Here is a 17233-nt window from a genome sequence, read left to right as displayed (position 1 = left end):
TGCGAAATCTAAATTTATTGGGAAAAATCTAGCTTTCTATCGAATCCTACACCCTCAAACGTCGATATTCCCCGCCTGCAGCGCGTGCCCCTCGATGAACGCGCGGCGCGGTTCGACGTCGTCGCCCATGAGCGTGGTGAAGATCTCGTCGGCGGCGATGGCGTCCTCGACCTGCACGCGCAATAGACGGCGCACGCTGGGGTCCATCGTCGTTTCCCAAAGCTGGTCTGGGTTCATTTCGCCCAGCCCCTTGTAGCGCTGCTTGCTGATGTTGCGCTCGGCCTCGGCCCGCAGCCATTGCATCGCTTCCCGGAAATCCGACACGATCTTTTCCTTGCGCTTGTCGCCTTCGCCGCGCGCGACCACGGCGCCTTCCCCGAGCAGGCCGGTGAAGGTCTGGGCGGCCTTGGACAGCACGGCATAGTCAGAGCTGCGCACGAAGCCGCGGTCGAAAATGCTGACGCGCACGTTGCCATGGTGCATGCGGTTCAGCACCAGGCGCCACGACGTGCCTTCTTCATTGGCTTCGGCACGGACCCGCACGTCGTCCAGCTTGGCCGGGTCCTCGATGGCCGCCTGCAGGCGGCGCGCCGAGGCTTCGGCCCGCTCGGCGTCGTCCAGGTTGATTTCCACGCCCTCGGCCATGGCCGAAAGCGCCGCGCCGTCCAGGTGGCGGGCCATGCGGTTGATGACGGAGTCGGCCAGGATGTACTGGCGCGCCAGTTCGGCCAGGGCGTCGCCCGATATGGGCTCCGCGCCCTCGCGGGGCGTGAGCGAGGCGTCTTTCAGCGCCACCTGCAGCACGAACTGGGCTTCCTCGGCGTCGTCCTTCAAGTAGCGCTCGTCGCGGCCCACCTTGACCTTGTACAGCGGCGGCTGGGCAATGTACACGTGACCGCGCTCGACCAGCTCGGGCATCTGCCGGTAGAACAGCGTCAGCAGCAGGGTGCGGATGTGCGCGCCGTCAACGTCCGCGTCGGTCATGATGATGATGCGGTGGTAGCGCAGCTTCTCGATGTTGAAATCGGGACCGATGCTGGTGCCCAGCGCGGTGATCAGCGTGGTGATCTGCTCGCTGGCGATCAAGCGGTCGAAGCGCGCTTTTTCGACGTTCAGCACCTTGCCGCGCAAGGGCAGGATGGCCTGGAACTTGCGGTCGCGGCCCTGCTTGGCCGACCCGCCGGCGGAATCGCCCTCGACGATGTAGATCTCGCACAAGGCCGGGTCTTTCTCCTGGCAGTCGGCCAGCTTGCCCGGCAGGCCGGCGCCTTCCAGGACGCTCTTGCGGCGCGTCATCTCGCGGGCGCGGCGGGCGGCGTCGCGGGCGCGGGCGGCCTCGATGATCTTGTTGCACAAGGCCTTGGCGTCGATCGGGTTTTCCAGCAGCCAGGTTTCCAGGGTGCGCGCCACCGCTTCTTCGACGGCGGGGCGGACTTCGCTGGATACGAGCTTGTCTTTGGTCTGGCTGCTGAACTTGGGCTCGGGCACCTTCACCGACAGCACGCAGGCCAGGCCTTCGCGCATGTCGTCGCCGGTGGTGTCCACCTTGGCCTTCTTGGCGAGCTCGTTGTCGGCGATGTATTTGTTCAGGACGCGGGTCATGGCCGCGCGCAGGCCGGTCAGGTGGGTGCCGCCGTCACGCTGGGGAATGTTGTTGGTGAAGCACAGCACGGTTTCGGTATAGCCGTCGTTCCATTGCATGGCGACGTCGACCCCCACCGTGGTGTCGCCGACCGTGGATTCGGTGCTGACCGAGAACACATTGGGATGCAGCACCGTCTTGCTGCGGTTGATGAATTCCACGAAGCCTTTGACCCCGCCCAGGAAGGCGAAGTCTTCTTCCTTGCCGCTGCGCTCGTCCACCAGGCGGATCTTCACGCCGTTGTTCAGGAAGGACAGCTCGCGCAGGCGCTTGGCCAGGATCTCGTAGTGGTATTCGATGTTCTCGAAGATTTCCGCGTCGGCCAGGAATTGCACCCGCGTGCCGGTGGCGCCGGATTCGCCGATGACGGCCAGCGGCGCGACCCGTTCGCCCCGGCGGAATTCCATCTCGTGCCGCTCGCCGTTGCGGCAGATGGTCAGGCGCAGCCATTCGGACAAGGCGTTCACGCAGGAGACCCCCACGCCGTGCAGCCCGCCCGAGACCTTGTACGAGTTGTGGTCGAACTTGCCCCCCGCGTGCAGTTCGGTCATGACGATTTCCGCCGCGCTGCGGTGGAATTCGTCGTCCTTGTGGATGTCGGTGGGGATGCCCCGCCCATTGTCGCTGACGGAAATGCTGTTGTCGGCGTGGATGGTCACGACGATGTCGTCGCAATACCCGGCAAGCGCTTCGTCGATGGCGTTGTCGACGACTTCGAACACCATGTGGTGCAGGCCGGTGCCGTCGGACGTGTCGCCAATGTACATGCCCGGGCGTTTGCGTACCGCCTCCAGGCCCTTGAGCATCTTGATCGAGTCGGCGCCATAGCCGGGCGCGTCGACATTCGTGATTTGATCTGACATAGTGTTATGAACCTATTCTGAGCCTTGCGGCTGTTGAAGCGCGGGAGATCCGCCCCGCGGGCTTCCTGCGGGCATGGCTGCGCGTTGCTTAAATGCGCATCGGCATGACGACATACTTGAACTGGTCGTCGTCGGGCGATGTGATGAGCGCCGAGGCGTTGACGTCGGGCTGCACGGACCAGCGTATGGTTTCGGTCTTGACGTTGGCCAGGACGTCGAGCAGGTAGCTGACGTTGAAGCCCACGTCGAGCGGCTCATGGCCGTAGTCGATGTCGAGCTCTTCCTGGGCTTCTTCCTGTTCGGCGTTGGAAGACGAAATACGCAGCTGGTTGTCCGACAGCTGCAGGCGCACGCCCTTGAGCTTGTCGGTCGTCAGGATGGCCGCCCGCTGCAGGCTGCCCTGCAGCGCCTCGCGGCTCACCGTGAAATGGCGGGTGTAGTTGCTGGGGATGACGCGGGTGAAGTCCGGGAACTTGCCTTCGACCAGCTTGGACACCAATTCGACGTCTCCGAAGCGGAAACGGATCTGGCCCGTGGCGACGTCGATGGCGACGGGGTCGTCGGAGTCGGACAGCAGGCGCTGCATTTCCAGCACGGTCTTGCGCGGCACGATGACGTCGTGCTTGGCTTCTATGCCTTCCACCGGCGTGCCGCTGTGGGCCAGCCTGTGGCCGTCGGTGGCGACCGCGCGCACGTAGCCCGGCTCGAAGACGAACAGCAGGCCGTTCAGGTAATAGCGGATGTCCTGCTGCGCCATGGCGAAGTGCACCATGTTGAACAGGTGCTTCAGGGTTTTCTGGGACAGGGAAAACGAGACGTCCCATTTTTCCGGCTGCGCCACGGTGGGGAATTCGGCGGCGGGCATGGTCTGCAGGGCGAAGCGGCTCTTGCCCGACTGCACCGTCAGCTTGCCGCCGACCTGCGACAGGCGCACGTCGCCCGTGTCGGGCAGGGCGCGCAAGATGTCCAGCAGCTTGCGGGCGGCCACCGTGGTGGCGTCGTTGTCGTCGCCGACGCCGAAATCGGCATGCGTCGTAATCTGGACTTCGAGGTCGGTGGCGATGAACGCCACGTTGTTGCCTTCTTTGCGCAGCAGTATGTTGGCGAGGATGGGCAGGGTGTTTCTTCTTTCGACTATACCCGCCACCGTCGATAACGGCTTGAGCAATGCATCACGAGTCGCTTGTACGAGTTGCATGGTTATCCTTTTAAGGTTTGTTCTAATACGTGTAGAGCGTGGTTCAGTTCGGTCTGCTTGGACCTGGCGTCCGCGATTTTCCGGACGGCATGCAGCACCGTGGTGTGGTCGCGCCCGCCGAACAGGTCGCCGATTTCCGGCAGGCTCTTCTGGGTGAGCTCTTTGGCCAGGTACATGGCCACCTGGCGCGGCATGGCGATATTGGCGGGGCGGCGCTTGGAATACATGTCGGCCACCTTGATCTTGTAGAAATCCGCCACCGTCTTCTGGATGTTCTCGACGGTGATCTGGCCGTTGGACACCGACAGCAGGTCTTTCAGGGCGTCTTTGCAGACGTCCACGGTGAGCACGTCGCGGCCATGGAAGCGCGCGTAGGCCGACACCTTGCGCAAGGCGCCCTCGAGTTCGCGCACGTTGCTGCGCAAATGCTTGGCGATGAAGAAAGCGACTTCTTCCGACATGGCGACGCCTTCGGTCTGCGCCTTGTGCAGCAGAATGGCCACGCGCATTTCCAGCTCCGGCGGCTCGATGGCCACAGTGAGGCCGGAATCGAAACGCGAGATCAGGCGGCTGTCTATGTTGGAGAGCTCTTTGGGGTAGGTGTCCGAGGTGATGATGATTTGCTTGCGCTGGGCCACCATGGCTTCGAACGCGTAGAAGAATTCCTCCTGGGTGCGGTTCTTGCCCGCGAAGAACTGGATGTCGTCGATCAGCAGGAGGTCCAGCGAGTGGTAATAGCGCTTGAACTCGTCGAAAGCCTTGCGCTGGTAGGCCTTGACGACGTCGGACACGTACTGGTCGGCATGCACGTAGCGCACGCGGGTGCCTTTGCCGCTGGCCAGCAGGGCATTGCCGATGGCGTGGATCAGGTGGGTCTTGCCCAGGCCCACGCCGCCGTACAGGAAAAGCGGGTTGTAGGAAACGCCGGGGTTCTCGGCCACCTGCAGCGCCGCCGCGCGCGCCAGCTGGTTGGCCTTGCCGGTGACGAAGTTTTCGAAGGTGAGCTCGGTGTTGAGCCGGGAGCGGTCGTGGGCGATCTCTGTTGCGGCGGCCGCGGCGCTTGGGGGCGGCGGTGCCGGAGCCACGGCCGCGGGCGCCGGGGCGGCGGCGGAAGCCTGGGGCGCCGCCGGCATGCGCAGCCCGGCCGCCGCGGGCGCGCGCGGCGCCGCGCCGGCATGGGCCAGTTCGAATGCGACCTGCACGGGGCGGTCGTACCACTCGCTGGCCAGTTGCTCGATCTGATGCGAAAAGTTCTTGCGCACCCAGTCGAGCTTGAAACGATTGGGCGCGGAAACCCGCAGCACCGCCTGGGCCTCGTCGAAGGCCAGCGGTACCAAAGGTCGTATCCAGGCGCTGATTTGTTGAGGAGGTAGCTCCTGCTCCAGCCTCTGGACGCAGGTCTGCCAGAATTCGTTCATGTCCACCACTTCAGTAAACCTCGATTCTACCCTGTCGGAGGGGTAGTTATCCACAGGCATGGCGGCCGTGCGCCCGCGCGTTTACGCTAACCGTTTGACTAAACTGAAAAAATTTGATGAAATGGCGGGCTGATCACCGAATTTTCTACGCCGGGGCATGCAAGACCCGCCTTTGGCAGCTCTTTTACTTTGGATCATCCATGAAACGCACTTTCCAACCCTCAGTTACCCGCCGCAAGCGTACCCACGGTTTTCGCGTCCGCATGAAGACGCGTGGCGGGCGCGCCGTGATCAATGCACGCCGCGCCAAGGGCCGCAAGCAACTGGCTGTTTAAGCCCGACGCGAGCCCAGCGCCGGCTGGCAGGCCCATGGCCGATGCAACAGCCTCGATGCGTGCCACGTTTCCTCCCAAGGCACGCCTGCACCGCCCCTCGGAATACGCCTCAGCCCTGAAAGGCCGGCGTCTTGCCAGAGGGGCGTTGTTCGTCGTCACCACGCCCAGGGTCGACCCCGCCGGCCCGCCCCCCGAATGCGCCCGGCTGGGGCTCGTGATTGCAAAACGCCATGCCGCGCGGTCGGTCACCCGCAACGCGATCAAGCGGGTCATCCGCGAAGCCTTCCGGCTGAAGCGCCATGAACTGCCGCCCCGCGACCTGGTGTTCCGCTTGCATGCCAAAGTACAGGCCTGCTCCCTGGCAGACCTCAAGCAAAGGGTCCGCACCGAAGTCGATGCGCTGCTCGACCAAAGCAAACGATGATCCGCGCGCTGCTCACCGCCCCCATCCGCTTCTATCGCTACTTCATCAGTCCGTGGCTGGGCATGAACTGCCGCTACACGCCAAGCTGTTCCGCCTACGCGATAGAAGCCATCGAAACACATGGGGCGCTCAAGGGTTCATGGCTTGCGCTGCGCCGTATTTCCCGTTGCCATCCCTGGCACCCCGGCGGCCACGACCCCGTGCCAGGGCGGCGGCACAAGCACCGGTAGGCGCGGATTCGTCCGCGCCTACCGTATTTGCCCGCCCCGTGGCGGGCGGAGCTACGTTAAACTGTTGGGCTTTTGCCCGGCTTTAACCTGAAAAATAGGCCTTATGGATATCCGACGCACCATCCTCTGGATGATCTTATCTTTTTCGCTGTTGTTGCTGTGGAACAACTGGCAAGTGCACAACGGCAACCCGTCGCTTTTCGGCACCAGCCCCGCGGCGACCCAGCAGGCCGCCCCCGCCCAGACCGCCCAGGCACCCGCCGACACCAGCGTGCCTACGGCGGCGGCGCCCGCGGCCGGCACGCCGGCGCCCATCGCCGCGGACAGCACCGTGCCGGCCAACAATGGCCAGCCGGCAAGCGCTTCGGAAAAAGTCCACGTCAAGACGGATGTCTACGACCTGACTTTCGACACCATGGGCGCGCAGCTGATCAAGGCGGAATTGCTGAACTACGCCGCGCCGGACGACAAGAACCAGCGCATGGTCTTGCTGGACAACTCGGCGAACTCGGTCTATGTGGCCCAGACCGGCGTCGTGGGCGCGCCCAACGGCCAGTCCTATCCCACCCACCTGACTCCGTTCAAGCTGGTGTCCACGGACCATACCTTGGCCGGCGACACCCTCAAGGTCGTGTTCGAATCCGAATCCGGCGGCGTGAAGGTCACCAAGACCTATACGCTGCACAAGGGCCGCTACGATATCGACGTCCAGCACACCATCCAGAACCAGGGCGACGCGCCGGTGTCGCCTTCGCTCTATCTGCAGCTCACGCGCGACGGCAACGACCCGGGCGACACGTCGGCGTTCTACAGCACCTTCACCGGCCCGGCCCTGTATTCCGCCGAAGCCAAGTTCCAGAAGATCACCTTCTCCGACATCGACAAGGGCAAGTCCAACTACGTCAAGCAGGCGGACAACGGCTGGATCGGCATGGTCCAGCACTATTTCGCCACGGCCTGGGTGCCCACGGAAAGCAAGCCGCGCCACAACGAGGCGCTGCGCCTGTCCAACAACCTGTACGCCATACGCGCCATCGAGGGCGTGGGCACCATCCAGCCCGGCCAGCAGGTCACGGTCGATTCGCACCTGTGGGTGGGCCCGCAGGACCAGCGCGCCATGAGCGAACTGGCGCCCGGCCTGGAGCTCGTGGTCGACTACGGCTGGCTGACCATCATCGCCAAGCCGCTGTTCAAGATCATGACCTGGCTGCACGCGCTGCTCGGCAACTGGGGCTGGACCATCGTGGCCCTGACCCTGCTGATCAAGCTGGTGTTCTACCCGCTCTCGGCCGCCAGCTATCGCTCCATGGCCAAGATGAAGCAGGTGGCCCCGCGGCTGCAGGCCCTGCGCGAGAAATTCGGCGACGACAAGGCCAAGATGAACGCCGCCATGATGGAAATGTACCGGACCGAAAAAATCAACCCGCTGGGCGGCTGCCTGCCCATGGTGGTGCAGATTCCGGTGTTCATCGCGCTGTACTGGGTGCTGCTGGGCAGCGTCGAAATGCGCGGCGCCCCCTGGATCCTCTGGATCCACGACCTGGCGGCGCGCGACCCCTGGTTCATCCTGCCGGCGTTCATGATGGCCACCATGTTCCTGCAGATCAAGCTCAACCCCACGCCGCCCGACCCCACCCAGGCCCGCATCATGATGATCATGCCGCTGGTGTTCGGCGGGATGATGTTCTTCTTCCCGGCCGGCCTGGTGCTCTACTGGTGCGTGAACAACGCCGTGTCGATCGCCCAGCAGCGCTACATCATGCACAAGCTGGACAAGGAAACGGCCGCGGCCGCGCGCTGATTTCCCTCCGGCGCAAGTCCCAGGAAGCTCCCGGCCCTCGGCCGGGAGCTTTTTTTACCCCCTCCTCCTTGGGTTATTCCGGATACAAAGTGCTTTAGGCTTCATGTATTTTGGCCTTATGCTGGGCGTTGCCGGATAACAGTCGCGGCAACATGCGGCGCATGTCCGATCACCGTGCAAAAAACAACCGCTTGAAACACAAGCGCTAGGAGACACCATGAAATCTGCCACATCGCCCGCCGGGCGGCGTTCCGTCCTGTATCACGGCCTGGCCGCGGCCCTGGTCTGCGGCGCCTTGGCCGCCGCGCCAAGCTTCGCCCAGGACCCCATCAAGATCGGCTTCATCGGGACCCTGTCCGGCCCCGGCGGAGCCCTGGGCCAGGACCAGTACGACGCCTTCATGCTGGCGATCGAGCAGAAAGGCGGCAAGCTGGGCGGCGTGCCGGTCACCGTCATACGCGAAGACGACCAGCTCAAGCCCGACATCGGCGTGCAGGCCGCCACCAAGCTCTTGAAAAGCGACAACGTCGCCCTCGTCACCGGCGTGACCTTCTCGAACGTGATGATGGCCATCCACAAGCCCATCACCGACGCGGAAGTCTTCTTCATCGGCTCCAACGCCGGGCCCGCCCCCATCGCCGGCAAATCCTGCTCGCCCTTCTTCTTTTCCACGTCCTGGGACAACGACCAGCTGCACGAAGCCGGCGGCCAGCTGACCAGCGACCTGGGCTATAAAAACGTGTACGTCATGGCGGCCAACTACCAGGCCGGGCGCGACGCCGTGTCCGGCTTCAAGCGCGACTACACCGGCAAGATCGTGGACGAGGTCTACACCCAGGTCAACCAGCCCGACTACTCGGCCGAAATCGCTCAGCTGCAGGCCGCCAACCCGGACGCGGTCTATGTCTTCTACCCCGGCGGCATGGGCGTCAATTTCGTGAAGCAATACCGCCAGGCTGGCCTGCTGGGCAAGCTGCCGCTGATCTCGGTTTCCACGATCGACGGCTCCACCCTGCCGGCGCTCAAGTCGCTGGCCGTCGGCGCCATCACCAGCGCGCCTTACGCTCCCAACATCGACAATCCCCAGAACAAGCAGTTCGTCGAAGCCTTCGTCAAGGCCTACAAGCGCCAGCCTTCCATGTACGCGGCGCAGTCCTACGACGCCGCCAACCTGATCGACTCGGCGCTGTCCAAGGTGCAGGGCAAGATCACCGACAAGCAAGCCTTCCGCGCCGCCCTCAAAGCCGCCGACTTCCAATCGGTTCGCGGCCCGTTCAAGTTCGAGTCCAACCAGTTCCCGGACGCCGGCTTCTATCGCGTCGACGTCGTCGAGGGCGCGGACGGGGCCGAGCTCAAGGCGATCAGCCCCATCACCATCAAGACGCGCGCCAATTTCGCGGCGCAATGCCCCATGAAGTAAACCGCCGTTCCGCGGGCCGGTCTCGCGGCCGGCCCGCGAACACGCCACGGAGGCCTGCTTGAGCCCGACATTGTTCATCATCCAATCGCTGAACGGCCTGCAGCTGGGGGTCCTGCTTTTCCTGATGGCCGCCGGCCTGACCCTGGTCTTCGGCATCATGAACTTCGTCAATCTGGCGCACGGCTCCATGTACATGATGGGCGCGTTCTTCGCGGCCTCGCTGTACAACCACACCGGCTCCTTCCTGCTTGCCGCCCTGCTGCTCGTACCGGCCATGCTGGCGCTGGGGCTGGCGATCGAATGGATCGCCCTGCGCAAGCTGTACCAGCGCGATCACCTGGACCAGGTGCTGGCCACCTTCGGCCTCATCCTGTTCTTCAACGAGCTGGCCAGGATGATCTGGGGCGCCTCGCCCTACTATATGGAAGTGCCGGAAGCGCTCAGCGGCGCGGTCGACCTCTTCGGGGTCCGCTACCCGGCCTACCGCTTCGTCATCATCGTCAGCGGCCTGCTGGTCGCCCTGGGGTGCTACCTGCTGATCCACCGCACGCGGGTGGGCATGCTCATCCGCGCGGGCGCCACCCATCGCGACATGGTGGGGGTGCTGGGCGTCAACATCGTGCTGCTCAATTCGCTGCTTTTCGCGCTGGGCGCCGTGCTCGCCGGGGTGGCCGGCCTGCTCGCCGGCCCCATCATGTCCGTCCAGGCCGGCATGGGCGAACCCATCCTGATCCTGACCATGGTGGTCATCGTCATCGGGGGAATCGGCTCCATACGCGGCGCCTTCTATGCCGCGTTGATCGTGGGCGTCGTCGACACCCTGGGCCGCACCCTGCTGCCCGCCATCCTGCGCAGCTTCCTGGAACGCAGCAGCGCCGACATCGCCGGCCCCGCCCTGGCATCCATGATGATCTACCTGCTGATGGCGCTGGTGCTGGCCGTCAAGCCCAAAGGCCTGTTCCCCGTACACAACACCTGAGCCTTCATGAATCGAGCCCCCGCCAAGCATCCCGGCCGGCCCCTCAGCTTCACCGTCAGCGCGCTGCTGCTGGCCGCGCTGGCGCTGGTGCCGCTCTACGCCGGCATGGCCGGCGACCCCTTCGCCGTCACGCTGATCGCCCGCATCCTGATTTTCGCCATCGCCGCGCTGTCCCTCAACCTGATCCTGGGCTATGGCGGGCTGGTCAGCTTCGGCCATGCGCTGTTCCTGGGGCTGGGCGTGTACAGCGCCGCCATCCTGAGCTTCCACGGCATCGACAACGGCTGGCTGCAGCTGCTGGTCACCCTGGCGGCCTGCTGCCTCGTCGGCCTGCTGACCGGCAGCATCGCGCTGCGCACCAGCGGCATTTCTTTCATCATGATCACCCTGGCGTTCGCCCAGATGTTCTATTTCCTGTTCGTCAGCCTCAGCCAGTACGGCGGCGACGACGGCCTGCGGCTGGCGTCGGGCAGCAACTTCGGCGGCGTCATCCTCACCGATCCGCTCACTCTTTATGCCGTGTCCTTCGTCCTGCTCTGCCTGAGCCTCTATGGCTGCCACCGGCTGATCCATTCGCGTTTCGGCATGGTGATCCGGGCCAGCAAGAGCAATGAGCGCCGCATGCGGGCATTGGGGTATCCCACCTTCCGCTACCGGCTGGCCGTCTACGTACTGTCGGCCGCGCTCTGCGGCATCGCCGGGCTGCTCTACGGAAATCTCACCCAATTCGGCTCGCCCTCGTACATGTCGTGGACCACCTCCGGCGAACTCATCGTCATGGTCATGCTGGGCGGCATGGGCACGCTGTTCGGGCCCTTGTTCGGTTCCGTCGCCATGATTCTGACCGAGGAATGGCTGAAATCCATCACCGAGCACTGGATGGCGATTTTCGGGCCTCTCATCGTGATCGTCATCATCGGCAGCAGGCTGGGCATCGTCGGCATGCTGCAAAAGCTCGAAGCCCGGCGTGCAAGCCGGCCCGCCGCCATTGCTTCGGAGCCGCGACAGCCATGAGCCTATTGACGGTAAGCGGCCTGGTGAAGCGCTATGGCGGCCTCTTGGCCACCGACAATTTCAGCTTCGACGTGCGCCACGGCGAGATCCACGCCGTCATCGGGCCGAACGGCGCCGGCAAAAGCACGCTCATCACCCAGCTCGCGGGCGAGGTCCGCCCCGACGCGGGGCGGATCCTGCTGGACGGCCGCGACATCACGAACGAGAGCGTGGAACAGCGCAGCTTGCGCGGCATCGCGCGCTCCTATCAGATCACGTCCATATTTCCGGAATTCAGCGCCTTGCAGAACGTCATGCTGGCCGTGCAGGCGCATCAAGGGCACAGCTTCCGGCTGTGGTCGCCGGTCGACACGCAGCCCGAGCTCACCGGCCCGGCGCATGAAGCCCTGGCGCGGGTCGGGTTGGAATCCCGCGCGCATGTCCCCGTCTCCGACATGGCGCATGGCGAACAACGCCAGCTCGAACTGGCCATGGTGCTGGCCGGCAAGCCCCGCCTGCTGCTGCTGGACGAGCCCATGGCCGGCATGAGCCAGGCCGAGTCCCTGCAGATGACCCGGCTTCTCCTGAGCATCAAGCAGGACTACGGCATCGTCCTGGTCGAGCACGACATGGACGCCGTCTTCAAGCTGGCCGACCGCGTCACGGTGCTGGTCTACGGGCGCGCCATCGCCAGCGGCACGCCCGCCGAGATCCGCGACAATCCCAGCGTCCGGACCGCTTATCTCGGAGACGACGAATAATGCCGAACACACTGCTGAACGTGTCGGGAATCGACGCCTTTTACGGCCCCAGCCAAGCGCTATTCGGCATGGCCTTCAGCGTGCAGGCGGGCCAGTTCGTGACCCTGCTGGGCCGCAACGGCATGGGGAAATCCACCAGCGTCAAATGCATCGTCGGGCTCATGCGGCCCAGCCGGGGCGCCATCCATTTCGACGGCCTCGACCTCATCCGGCTGCCCTCCTACAAGATCGGCCGGGCGGGCATAGGCCTGGTGCCCGAAGGCCGCCAGGTCTTCCCCAACCTGAGCGTCCACGAGAACCTGGTGGCGACGGCGCACAACCGCCAGCGCTCGCCTTCTCCCTGGACCATCGAAAGAATCTATGAATTGTTTCCGCGCCTGTCCGAGCGCTCGGGCAACCTGGGGTCCAATCTGTCGGGCGGCGAGCAGCAGATGCTGGCCATCGGCCGCGCCCTCATGACCAACCCCAAGCTGCTCATCCTGGATGAGGCCACGGAAGGGCTCGCCCCCATCATCCGGGCTGAAATCTGGAACTGCCTGGCCACCCTGAAGCAGCAGGGCCTGGCCATCATCTGCATCGACAAGAACCTGAACTCGCTGCTGCCGCTGGCAGACAGGCACTACATCGTGGAAAAGGGGCGGGTCGTGTGGGAAGGAAATTCGCATGAGCTCGGCGCCCAGCGCCGGCAGCTCCAGGCCTACATGGGCGTGTGAGGGCCCGTGGGGCCGGCCCGCACGGCGCCGGCCTTGAAGCGGTTCCCTCCCGCCATCCCGCAAGCTTCAATCCAGCGAGATCTTCTGGTCCCGGATCAGCTTGTGCCAGCGCTGCACTTCCACCTGAATCAGATCGGCGTACTGTTTTGGCGTGCTGCCCACGGGTTCGATGCCGAAGTCGACCAACTTTTGGCGGATGTCCGGCTCCTGCAGGGCGGCAGCCACTTGCTGCTGAAGCGCGGACACCGCTTCGGGAGGCGTACCCGCAGGGGCGACGATGCCAACTTGCGCGGCGGCTTCGACGTTCCCGTATCCCAGCTCGGCGAATGTGGGCACGTCGGGCAGCTGCGGCAGCCGAGTCGGGTTGGCCACGGCCAGGGGCCGCACTTTGCCGCCCTTGATGAAGCCGGCGCCGGCCGCAAGGTCCACCATCATGGCCGCCACCTGGCCACCCGCCAAGTCAGCCAGCGCCGGCGCGGCGCCCTTGTAAGGAATATGCACCATGTGCAGGCCCGCGTGGACCTTGAGCAATTCCATTGCCAGGTGGTGCGGGCTGCCGGCGCCGGCGGACCCGTAGTTGAGCTCTCCGGGCTGAGCCTTGGCCCGGGCGATGAGATCCCCGGCATCCTTGATGTCCGACGACTGTCCCACGGCGAGAATCATCGGGAACTTGCCCATCAGAGTGACGGGCGCCAGGTCTGTGTCCGGGTTGTACGTCAGCTTCGCGTACAGCGCCGAGTTGAACACCATCGTTCCGTTGTCGGCCGAAAGAAAGGTGTAGCCATCGGCGGGCGAGCGCGCGACATCCACGGCTGCGATCGCCGTATTGCCGCCTGGCTTGTTCTCGACGACCACCGATTGGCCGGTCTGTTTCGACAGCTGCTGGCCAATGGTCCGCGCCAGGAAATCCGAGCCTCCTCCGGCGGAATAAGGGACGACCCAACGTAGCGGCTTGGCGGGATAGCTATGGGCGTGAACGGTTCCCGCGCAAGTGAGAACAAGGGCGGCGGCCAGCCAACGGGTTGCGAATCGGCGGTTTATCATGGGACTCCTGGGATATTTTCATATTTTCAGCACAAATTCTTGATCGAAATCATATTACGCAATGCGTAAAGTCAAAATCTCGTACATTCCCTGATGCCATTGCGTGCGAACTATGCTATGACTGCCCCTCCCACTGACCGACACCCATGCGAACTATGACCTCCCCTGCCAATGACCGACGCCAACGGGTTCAGGCTGCTGAAACCGGCTTGGCCATCCTCAAGGCGCTTACGCGCCTGGGCGGCGCCGCGAGCCTCACTGCGATCGGCAACGAAGTGGGGGAAAGCACCGCCAAGGTGCACCGTTACCTCGCCAGTTTCGTGCAGGAAGGCTTCGTCGTTCAAAATCCCCAGACGCTCCAATACCATCTGGGCACCGAATCCATCCGCCTGGGTTTGGCCGCATTGCGCCAATGCGACCCGGTGCGCTTGGGCGAAGGCGCGCTGCTGCGCATGCGCGAGTCCTTGGAGACCACCTGCTTCATCGCCGTGATGGGGAACATCGGCCCCACCGTACTGCGCATGGAGGAACCTCCTCTGCCGGTGACCGTGAACATTCGGCCTAGTTCGGTGCTGCCGCTGCTGTGGTCGGCAACCGGCCAAGTGTTTCTCGCCTTCACCGATAACGCGGACATCCAGCAGCGTGCCCGGCAGGAGTATGCGGCGGGTTCGGCGGACCAGCGCGCGCTGATACCCAATGGGCCACAAGCCATCGCGGCCCTGTGCGGCACGGTGCGCGCCCAAGGCTGCGCCATCGTGCGCGACATGCTGTTGCGTGGAATCTCCGCGGTCTCGGCCCCGATCTTCGACGCGAACGGCCATGTGAGCGCCGTCCTGACCGCGCTGGGGGCGAGCAGCGGCTTTGACTTCCGGCTTGACGGCAAAGTCTGTTCGCAGATCATCGGCGAAGCGGCGAGCATCAGCGCAGCGATGGGTTACTTGTCCAGCTGACGATCTCGATCGACCACCACGCGGGTTTCCTCCATGCGCGGGTGAGACTTCTTCACTTTCTACGCTTTGCGTAATAGAATTACGCATTATTAGATTTTGGAGACCCCCAGCATGAACACGTCCACGCACCCGAGCGCGTCCCGTTGCCCCATCGATCACCGAGCGCAGGCAACTCTGCCCGGACCGAACGGATGCCCCGTCAGCAGCAACGCCGCCGCGTTCAATCCGTTCGAACCCGCCTACATGGAGGCGCCGGCGGAGTACTTGCGCTGGTCGCGCGAGCAGGAGCCCGTGTTCTGGAGCCCTCAGCTGGGCTACTGGGTCGTCACGCGCTATGAGGACGTGAAGGCGGTATTCCGCGACAACATCCTCTTTTCGCCCGCGAACGCACTCGAAAAGATCACCCCGGCGACTCCCGAGGTGACGCAGGTCCTTCAGCGCTATGGTTACGCGATGAACCGGACGATGGTGAACGAAGACGAGCCCGACCACATGGAGCGCCGGCGCCTGCTCACGGATGCTTTCCTTCCCGAGCGGCTCGTCGCCTACGAGCCGATGGTCCGGGCGCTGGCGCGGCAGTACATGGACCGCTTCATCGACAAGGGGCGCGCCGAACTGGTAAGCGAGATGTTCTATGAGATCCCGTTGAACATCGCGCTCAAGTTTCTCGGCGTGCCGGACGATGGCGCAGAGCAGCTGCGCCAGTTCGCCGTGGCGCACACCCTCAATACCTGGGGCCGTCCCACGCCACAGGAACAACTCCAGATCGCCGAGAATGTGGGCCGCTTCTGGCAGACCGCGCAGAGCATCCTGGACGACATGCGCAAGCGTCCCGATGGCGAAGGCTGGATGTACGAGACCATCCGCCAGCACCTGCGCCATCCAGACATCGTGCCCGAGTCCTATCTTCGTTCCATGATGATGGCCATCCTGGCGGCCGCACACGAGACGACCTCCAACGCCACGGCCAACGCGTTCCTGACGCTGCTGAGGCAGCGCGAAGCCTGGGACGCCATCTGCGAGAACCCGGCGTTGATTCCCAACGCCGTGGAGGAATGCCTGCGCGTGTCGGGCTCGATAATCGCCTGGCGCCGCGTGGCCACCGCCGATGCCGTGGTCGGCGGGGTCCCGATCCCGAAGGGCGGCAAGCTGCTGCTCGTGCAGGTCTCGGCGAATTTCGATTCCCGCCACTTCGAGAATCCCGAGGAGGTCGACCTCTATCGGGAAAACGCCGTCGAACACATGACCTTCGGCTATGGCGCCCACCAGTGCATGGGCAAGAACATCGGCCGCATGCAGATGCGTGTTTTCCTGGAGGAATTCACGCGCCGCCTGCCACACATCGGACTGGTCGAGAATCAGACGATCCGCTACCTGCCGAACACCTCGTTCCGCGGCCCGGACAAGCTATGGGTCGAGTGGGATCCCGCGCGCAACCCCGAGCGCACGGGCGCCGCCGCTCCGGCCGATGCCGGCGCGTTCTACATCGGCCCGCCGTCCAAGGACGGCCTGGCGCGCACCGTGCGGCTGCAAGAGAAGCACATCGAAGGCGACGGCCTGTTCCGCTTCGTGCTCGCCGACCCGCGCGGCCGCGCACTGCCGGCCTGGACGGCGGGCGCCCATATCGATCTCATCGCCGGCGGCTTTCGCCGCAAGTATTCCCTCTGTGGCCGTGCGGACGACCGGCACACCCTGCAGGTCGTCGTGCAGCGTGAGGCCGACGGGCGCGGTGGGTCGCGCCACTTCTGCGACCTGATCGCGGCCGGAAGCACCTTGCAGCTGGCGGGTCCCAAGAACCTGTTTCGCCTGGACGAGTCCGGCCGGCGATTCGTGCTGATCGCGGGCGGCATCGGCATCACGCCGATGCTCGCCATGGCCGACCGCCTCAAACACTTGGGCAAGCCGTACGAGATTCACTATGCGGGCCGGTCCCGCCGGCAGATGGCCTTGCTTGCTCGCTTGGAGCAGGATCACGCCGCGCGGCTGAACCTGTACGTAAAAGCCGAAGGCCGACGCATGGATCTCCGCGCGCTGCTTGCCGACGTGGATGGCGGGACGCGCGTGTACGCCTGCGGGCCCGACCGCCTGATCGACGAGCTCGAGACCATGAGCGAGCAATGGCCGGAGAACGTGCTGCACTTCGAGCATTTCAGCGCTGAAAGCTCGGCGCTCGACCCCGACAAGGAACACGGTTTCGTCGCGGAGCTCAAGGACTCCAACGTCAGTGTGACGGTGGCGCCCGACCAGACCCTGCTGCAGGCGCTGCAGGCCGCCGGCTTCGACGTGCCTTGCGATTGCGGCGAGGGGCTGTGCGGAACCTGCGAGGTCAACGTCGTCGAAGGCGACGTCGACCACCGCGACAAAGTGTTGACCAAAGCGGAGCGCGCAGCCAACCAGCGCCTGATGGCATGCTGCTCACGCGCCGCGGGCACGAAGATCGTGCTGGCGCTTTGAATACGGCG

General features: G+C 64.5%; 15 protein-coding genes. 11 read left to right on the top strand and 4 right to left on the bottom strand.

The features are described from left to right. Nucleotides 1-54 precede the first annotated feature (54 nt). The 3 genes from gyrB to dnaA all read right to left on the bottom strand — a co-directional run bounded on the left by gyrB (nucleotide 55) and on the right by dnaA (nucleotide 5121). Nucleotides 55-2505 (bottom strand): DNA topoisomerase (ATP-hydrolyzing) subunit B, encoded by a 2451-nt coding sequence (gyrB, locus tag H0A72_RS02025; RefSeq protein ID WP_180153327.1) that lies wholly within the window; start codon nucleotides 2503-2505, stop codon nucleotides 55-57. An 88-nt stretch (nucleotides 2506-2593) separates the two neighbouring features. Then, nucleotides 2594-3703, bottom strand: coding sequence for a DNA polymerase III subunit beta (gene dnaN / locus H0A72_RS02020; RefSeq protein WP_180153325.1), 1110 nt, complete (start codon nucleotides 3701-3703; stop codon nucleotides 2594-2596). 2 nt (nucleotides 3704-3705) lie between these two features. Further along, on the bottom strand, nucleotides 3706-5121 hold the full coding sequence (dnaA, locus tag H0A72_RS02015) for a chromosomal replication initiator protein DnaA (RefSeq protein ID WP_180153323.1): 1416 nt from the start codon (nucleotides 5119-5121) through the stop codon (nucleotides 3706-3708). Between the two features lie 200 nt (nucleotides 5122-5321). Here dnaA and rpmH point away from each other — a divergent pair, with 200 nt between their 5' ends. The 9 genes from rpmH to H0A72_RS01970 all read left to right on the top strand — a co-directional run bounded on the left by rpmH (nucleotide 5322) and on the right by H0A72_RS01970 (nucleotide 12777). Beyond that, entirely contained in the window at nucleotides 5322-5456 is a 135-nt protein-coding gene (gene rpmH / locus H0A72_RS02010) for a 50S ribosomal protein L34 (protein WP_128355903.1), read from the top strand. A gap of 55 nt (nucleotides 5457-5511) precedes the next feature. Continuing rightward, on the top strand, nucleotides 5512-5880 hold the full coding sequence (locus H0A72_RS02005; protein ID WP_180153532.1) for a ribonuclease P protein component: 369 nt from the start codon (nucleotides 5512-5514) through the stop codon (nucleotides 5878-5880). Next, nucleotides 5877-6110, top strand: coding sequence for a membrane protein insertion efficiency factor YidD (gene yidD, locus H0A72_RS02000; protein WP_180153321.1), 234 nt, complete (start codon nucleotides 5877-5879; stop codon nucleotides 6108-6110). The genes H0A72_RS02005 and yidD overlap by 4 nt, the downstream gene beginning before the upstream one ends. A gap of 103 nt (nucleotides 6111-6213) precedes the next feature. Then, nucleotides 6214-7911, top strand: a complete 1698-nt coding sequence (gene yidC, locus H0A72_RS01995; RefSeq protein ID WP_180153319.1) for a membrane protein insertase YidC — start codon at nucleotides 6214-6216, stop codon at nucleotides 7909-7911. A 217-nt stretch (nucleotides 7912-8128) separates the two neighbouring features. Continuing rightward, nucleotides 8129-9331: an ABC transporter substrate-binding protein gene (locus H0A72_RS01990; protein ID WP_180153317.1), complete on the top strand. Its 1203-nt coding sequence runs from the start codon at nucleotides 8129-8131 to the stop codon at nucleotides 9329-9331. Nucleotides 9332-9389: 58 nt separating this feature from the next. Beyond that, nucleotides 9390-10310 carry a branched-chain amino acid ABC transporter permease gene (locus tag H0A72_RS01985; RefSeq protein WP_180153315.1) on the top strand — a complete coding sequence of 307 codons (921 nt, stop codon included), beginning with the start codon at nucleotides 9390-9392 and terminating at the stop codon, nucleotides 10308-10310. 6 nt (nucleotides 10311-10316) lie between these two features. Beyond that, nucleotides 10317-11324, top strand: coding sequence for a branched-chain amino acid ABC transporter permease (locus H0A72_RS01980; protein WP_180153313.1), 1008 nt, complete (start codon nucleotides 10317-10319; stop codon nucleotides 11322-11324). Then, nucleotides 11321-12064, top strand: coding sequence for an ABC transporter ATP-binding protein (locus H0A72_RS01975; protein ID WP_180153311.1), 744 nt, complete (start codon nucleotides 11321-11323; stop codon nucleotides 12062-12064). The genes H0A72_RS01980 and H0A72_RS01975 overlap by 4 nt, the downstream gene beginning before the upstream one ends. Further along, nucleotides 12064-12777 carry an ABC transporter ATP-binding protein gene (locus tag H0A72_RS01970; RefSeq protein ID WP_180153309.1) on the top strand — a complete coding sequence of 238 codons (714 nt, stop codon included), beginning with the start codon at nucleotides 12064-12066 and terminating at the stop codon, nucleotides 12775-12777. The genes H0A72_RS01975 and H0A72_RS01970 overlap by 1 nt, the downstream gene beginning before the upstream one ends. A gap of 66 nt (nucleotides 12778-12843) precedes the next feature. On the opposite strand, the gene H0A72_RS01965 is transcribed toward H0A72_RS01970, so the two are convergent. Further along, nucleotides 12844-13821: a Bug family tripartite tricarboxylate transporter substrate binding protein gene (locus H0A72_RS01965; RefSeq protein WP_180153308.1), complete on the bottom strand. Its 978-nt coding sequence runs from the start codon at nucleotides 13819-13821 to the stop codon at nucleotides 12844-12846. Nucleotides 13822-13976: 155 nt separating this feature from the next. Here H0A72_RS01965 and H0A72_RS01960 point away from each other — a divergent pair, with 155 nt between their 5' ends. Both H0A72_RS01960 and H0A72_RS01955 read left to right on the top strand, forming a co-directional pair. Then, a complete protein-coding gene (locus tag H0A72_RS01960; RefSeq protein ID WP_246437024.1) occupies nucleotides 13977-14771 on the top strand; it encodes an IclR family transcriptional regulator in 795 nt (264 codons plus the stop codon). A gap of 111 nt (nucleotides 14772-14882) precedes the next feature. Further along, nucleotides 14883-17225, top strand: a complete 2343-nt coding sequence (locus H0A72_RS01955) for a cytochrome P450/oxidoreductase (RefSeq protein ID WP_180153305.1) — start codon at nucleotides 14883-14885, stop codon at nucleotides 17223-17225. Nucleotides 17226-17233 lie beyond the last annotated feature (8 nt).

The organism is Parapusillimonas granuli (assembly GCF_013416525.1).
GTDB classification, from domain to species: Bacteria; Pseudomonadota; Gammaproteobacteria; order Burkholderiales; family Burkholderiaceae_B; genus Parapusillimonas; species Parapusillimonas granuli.
This window is presented reverse-complemented; position numbering and strand designations above follow the sequence as displayed.

Bases quoted from the DNA above. Each gene is read 5' to 3' on its own strand.
- H0A72_RS01970 (WP_180153309.1), top strand. From the start codon at position 12,064: ATGCCGAACACACTGCTGAACGTGTCGGGAATCGACGCCTTTTACGGC.
- H0A72_RS01980 (WP_180153313.1), top strand. From the start codon at position 10,317: ATGAATCGAGCCCCCGCCAAGCATCCCGGCCGGCCCCTCAGCTTCACC.
- yidD (WP_180153321.1), top strand. From the start codon at position 5,877: ATGATCCGCGCGCTGCTCACCGCCCCCATCCGCTTCTATCGCTACTTC.
- H0A72_RS01960 (WP_246437024.1), top strand. From the start codon at position 13,977: ATGACCTCCCCTGCCAATGACCGACGCCAACGGGTTCAGGCTGCTGAA.
- H0A72_RS01965 (WP_180153308.1), bottom strand. From the start codon at position 13,821: ATGATAAACCGCCGATTCGCAACCCGTTGGCTGGCCGCCGCCCTTGTT.
- gyrB (WP_180153327.1), bottom strand. From the start codon at position 2,505: ATGTCAGATCAAATCACGAATGTCGACGCGCCCGGCTATGGCGCCGAC.
- H0A72_RS01975 (WP_180153311.1), top strand. From the start codon at position 11,321: ATGAGCCTATTGACGGTAAGCGGCCTGGTGAAGCGCTATGGCGGCCTC.
- H0A72_RS01955 (WP_180153305.1), top strand. From the start codon at position 14,883: ATGAACACGTCCACGCACCCGAGCGCGTCCCGTTGCCCCATCGATCAC.
- H0A72_RS01990 (WP_180153317.1), top strand. From the start codon at position 8,129: ATGAAATCTGCCACATCGCCCGCCGGGCGGCGTTCCGTCCTGTATCAC.
- dnaN (WP_180153325.1), bottom strand. From the start codon at position 3,703: ATGCAACTCGTACAAGCGACTCGTGATGCATTGCTCAAGCCGTTATCG.
- rpmH (WP_128355903.1), top strand. From the start codon at position 5,322: ATGAAACGCACTTTCCAACCCTCAGTTACCCGCCGCAAGCGTACCCAC.
- yidC (WP_180153319.1), top strand. From the start codon at position 6,214: ATGGATATCCGACGCACCATCCTCTGGATGATCTTATCTTTTTCGCTG.
- dnaA (WP_180153323.1), bottom strand. From the start codon at position 5,121: ATGAACGAATTCTGGCAGACCTGCGTCCAGAGGCTGGAGCAGGAGCTA.
- H0A72_RS02005 (WP_180153532.1), top strand. From the start codon at position 5,512: ATGCGTGCCACGTTTCCTCCCAAGGCACGCCTGCACCGCCCCTCGGAA.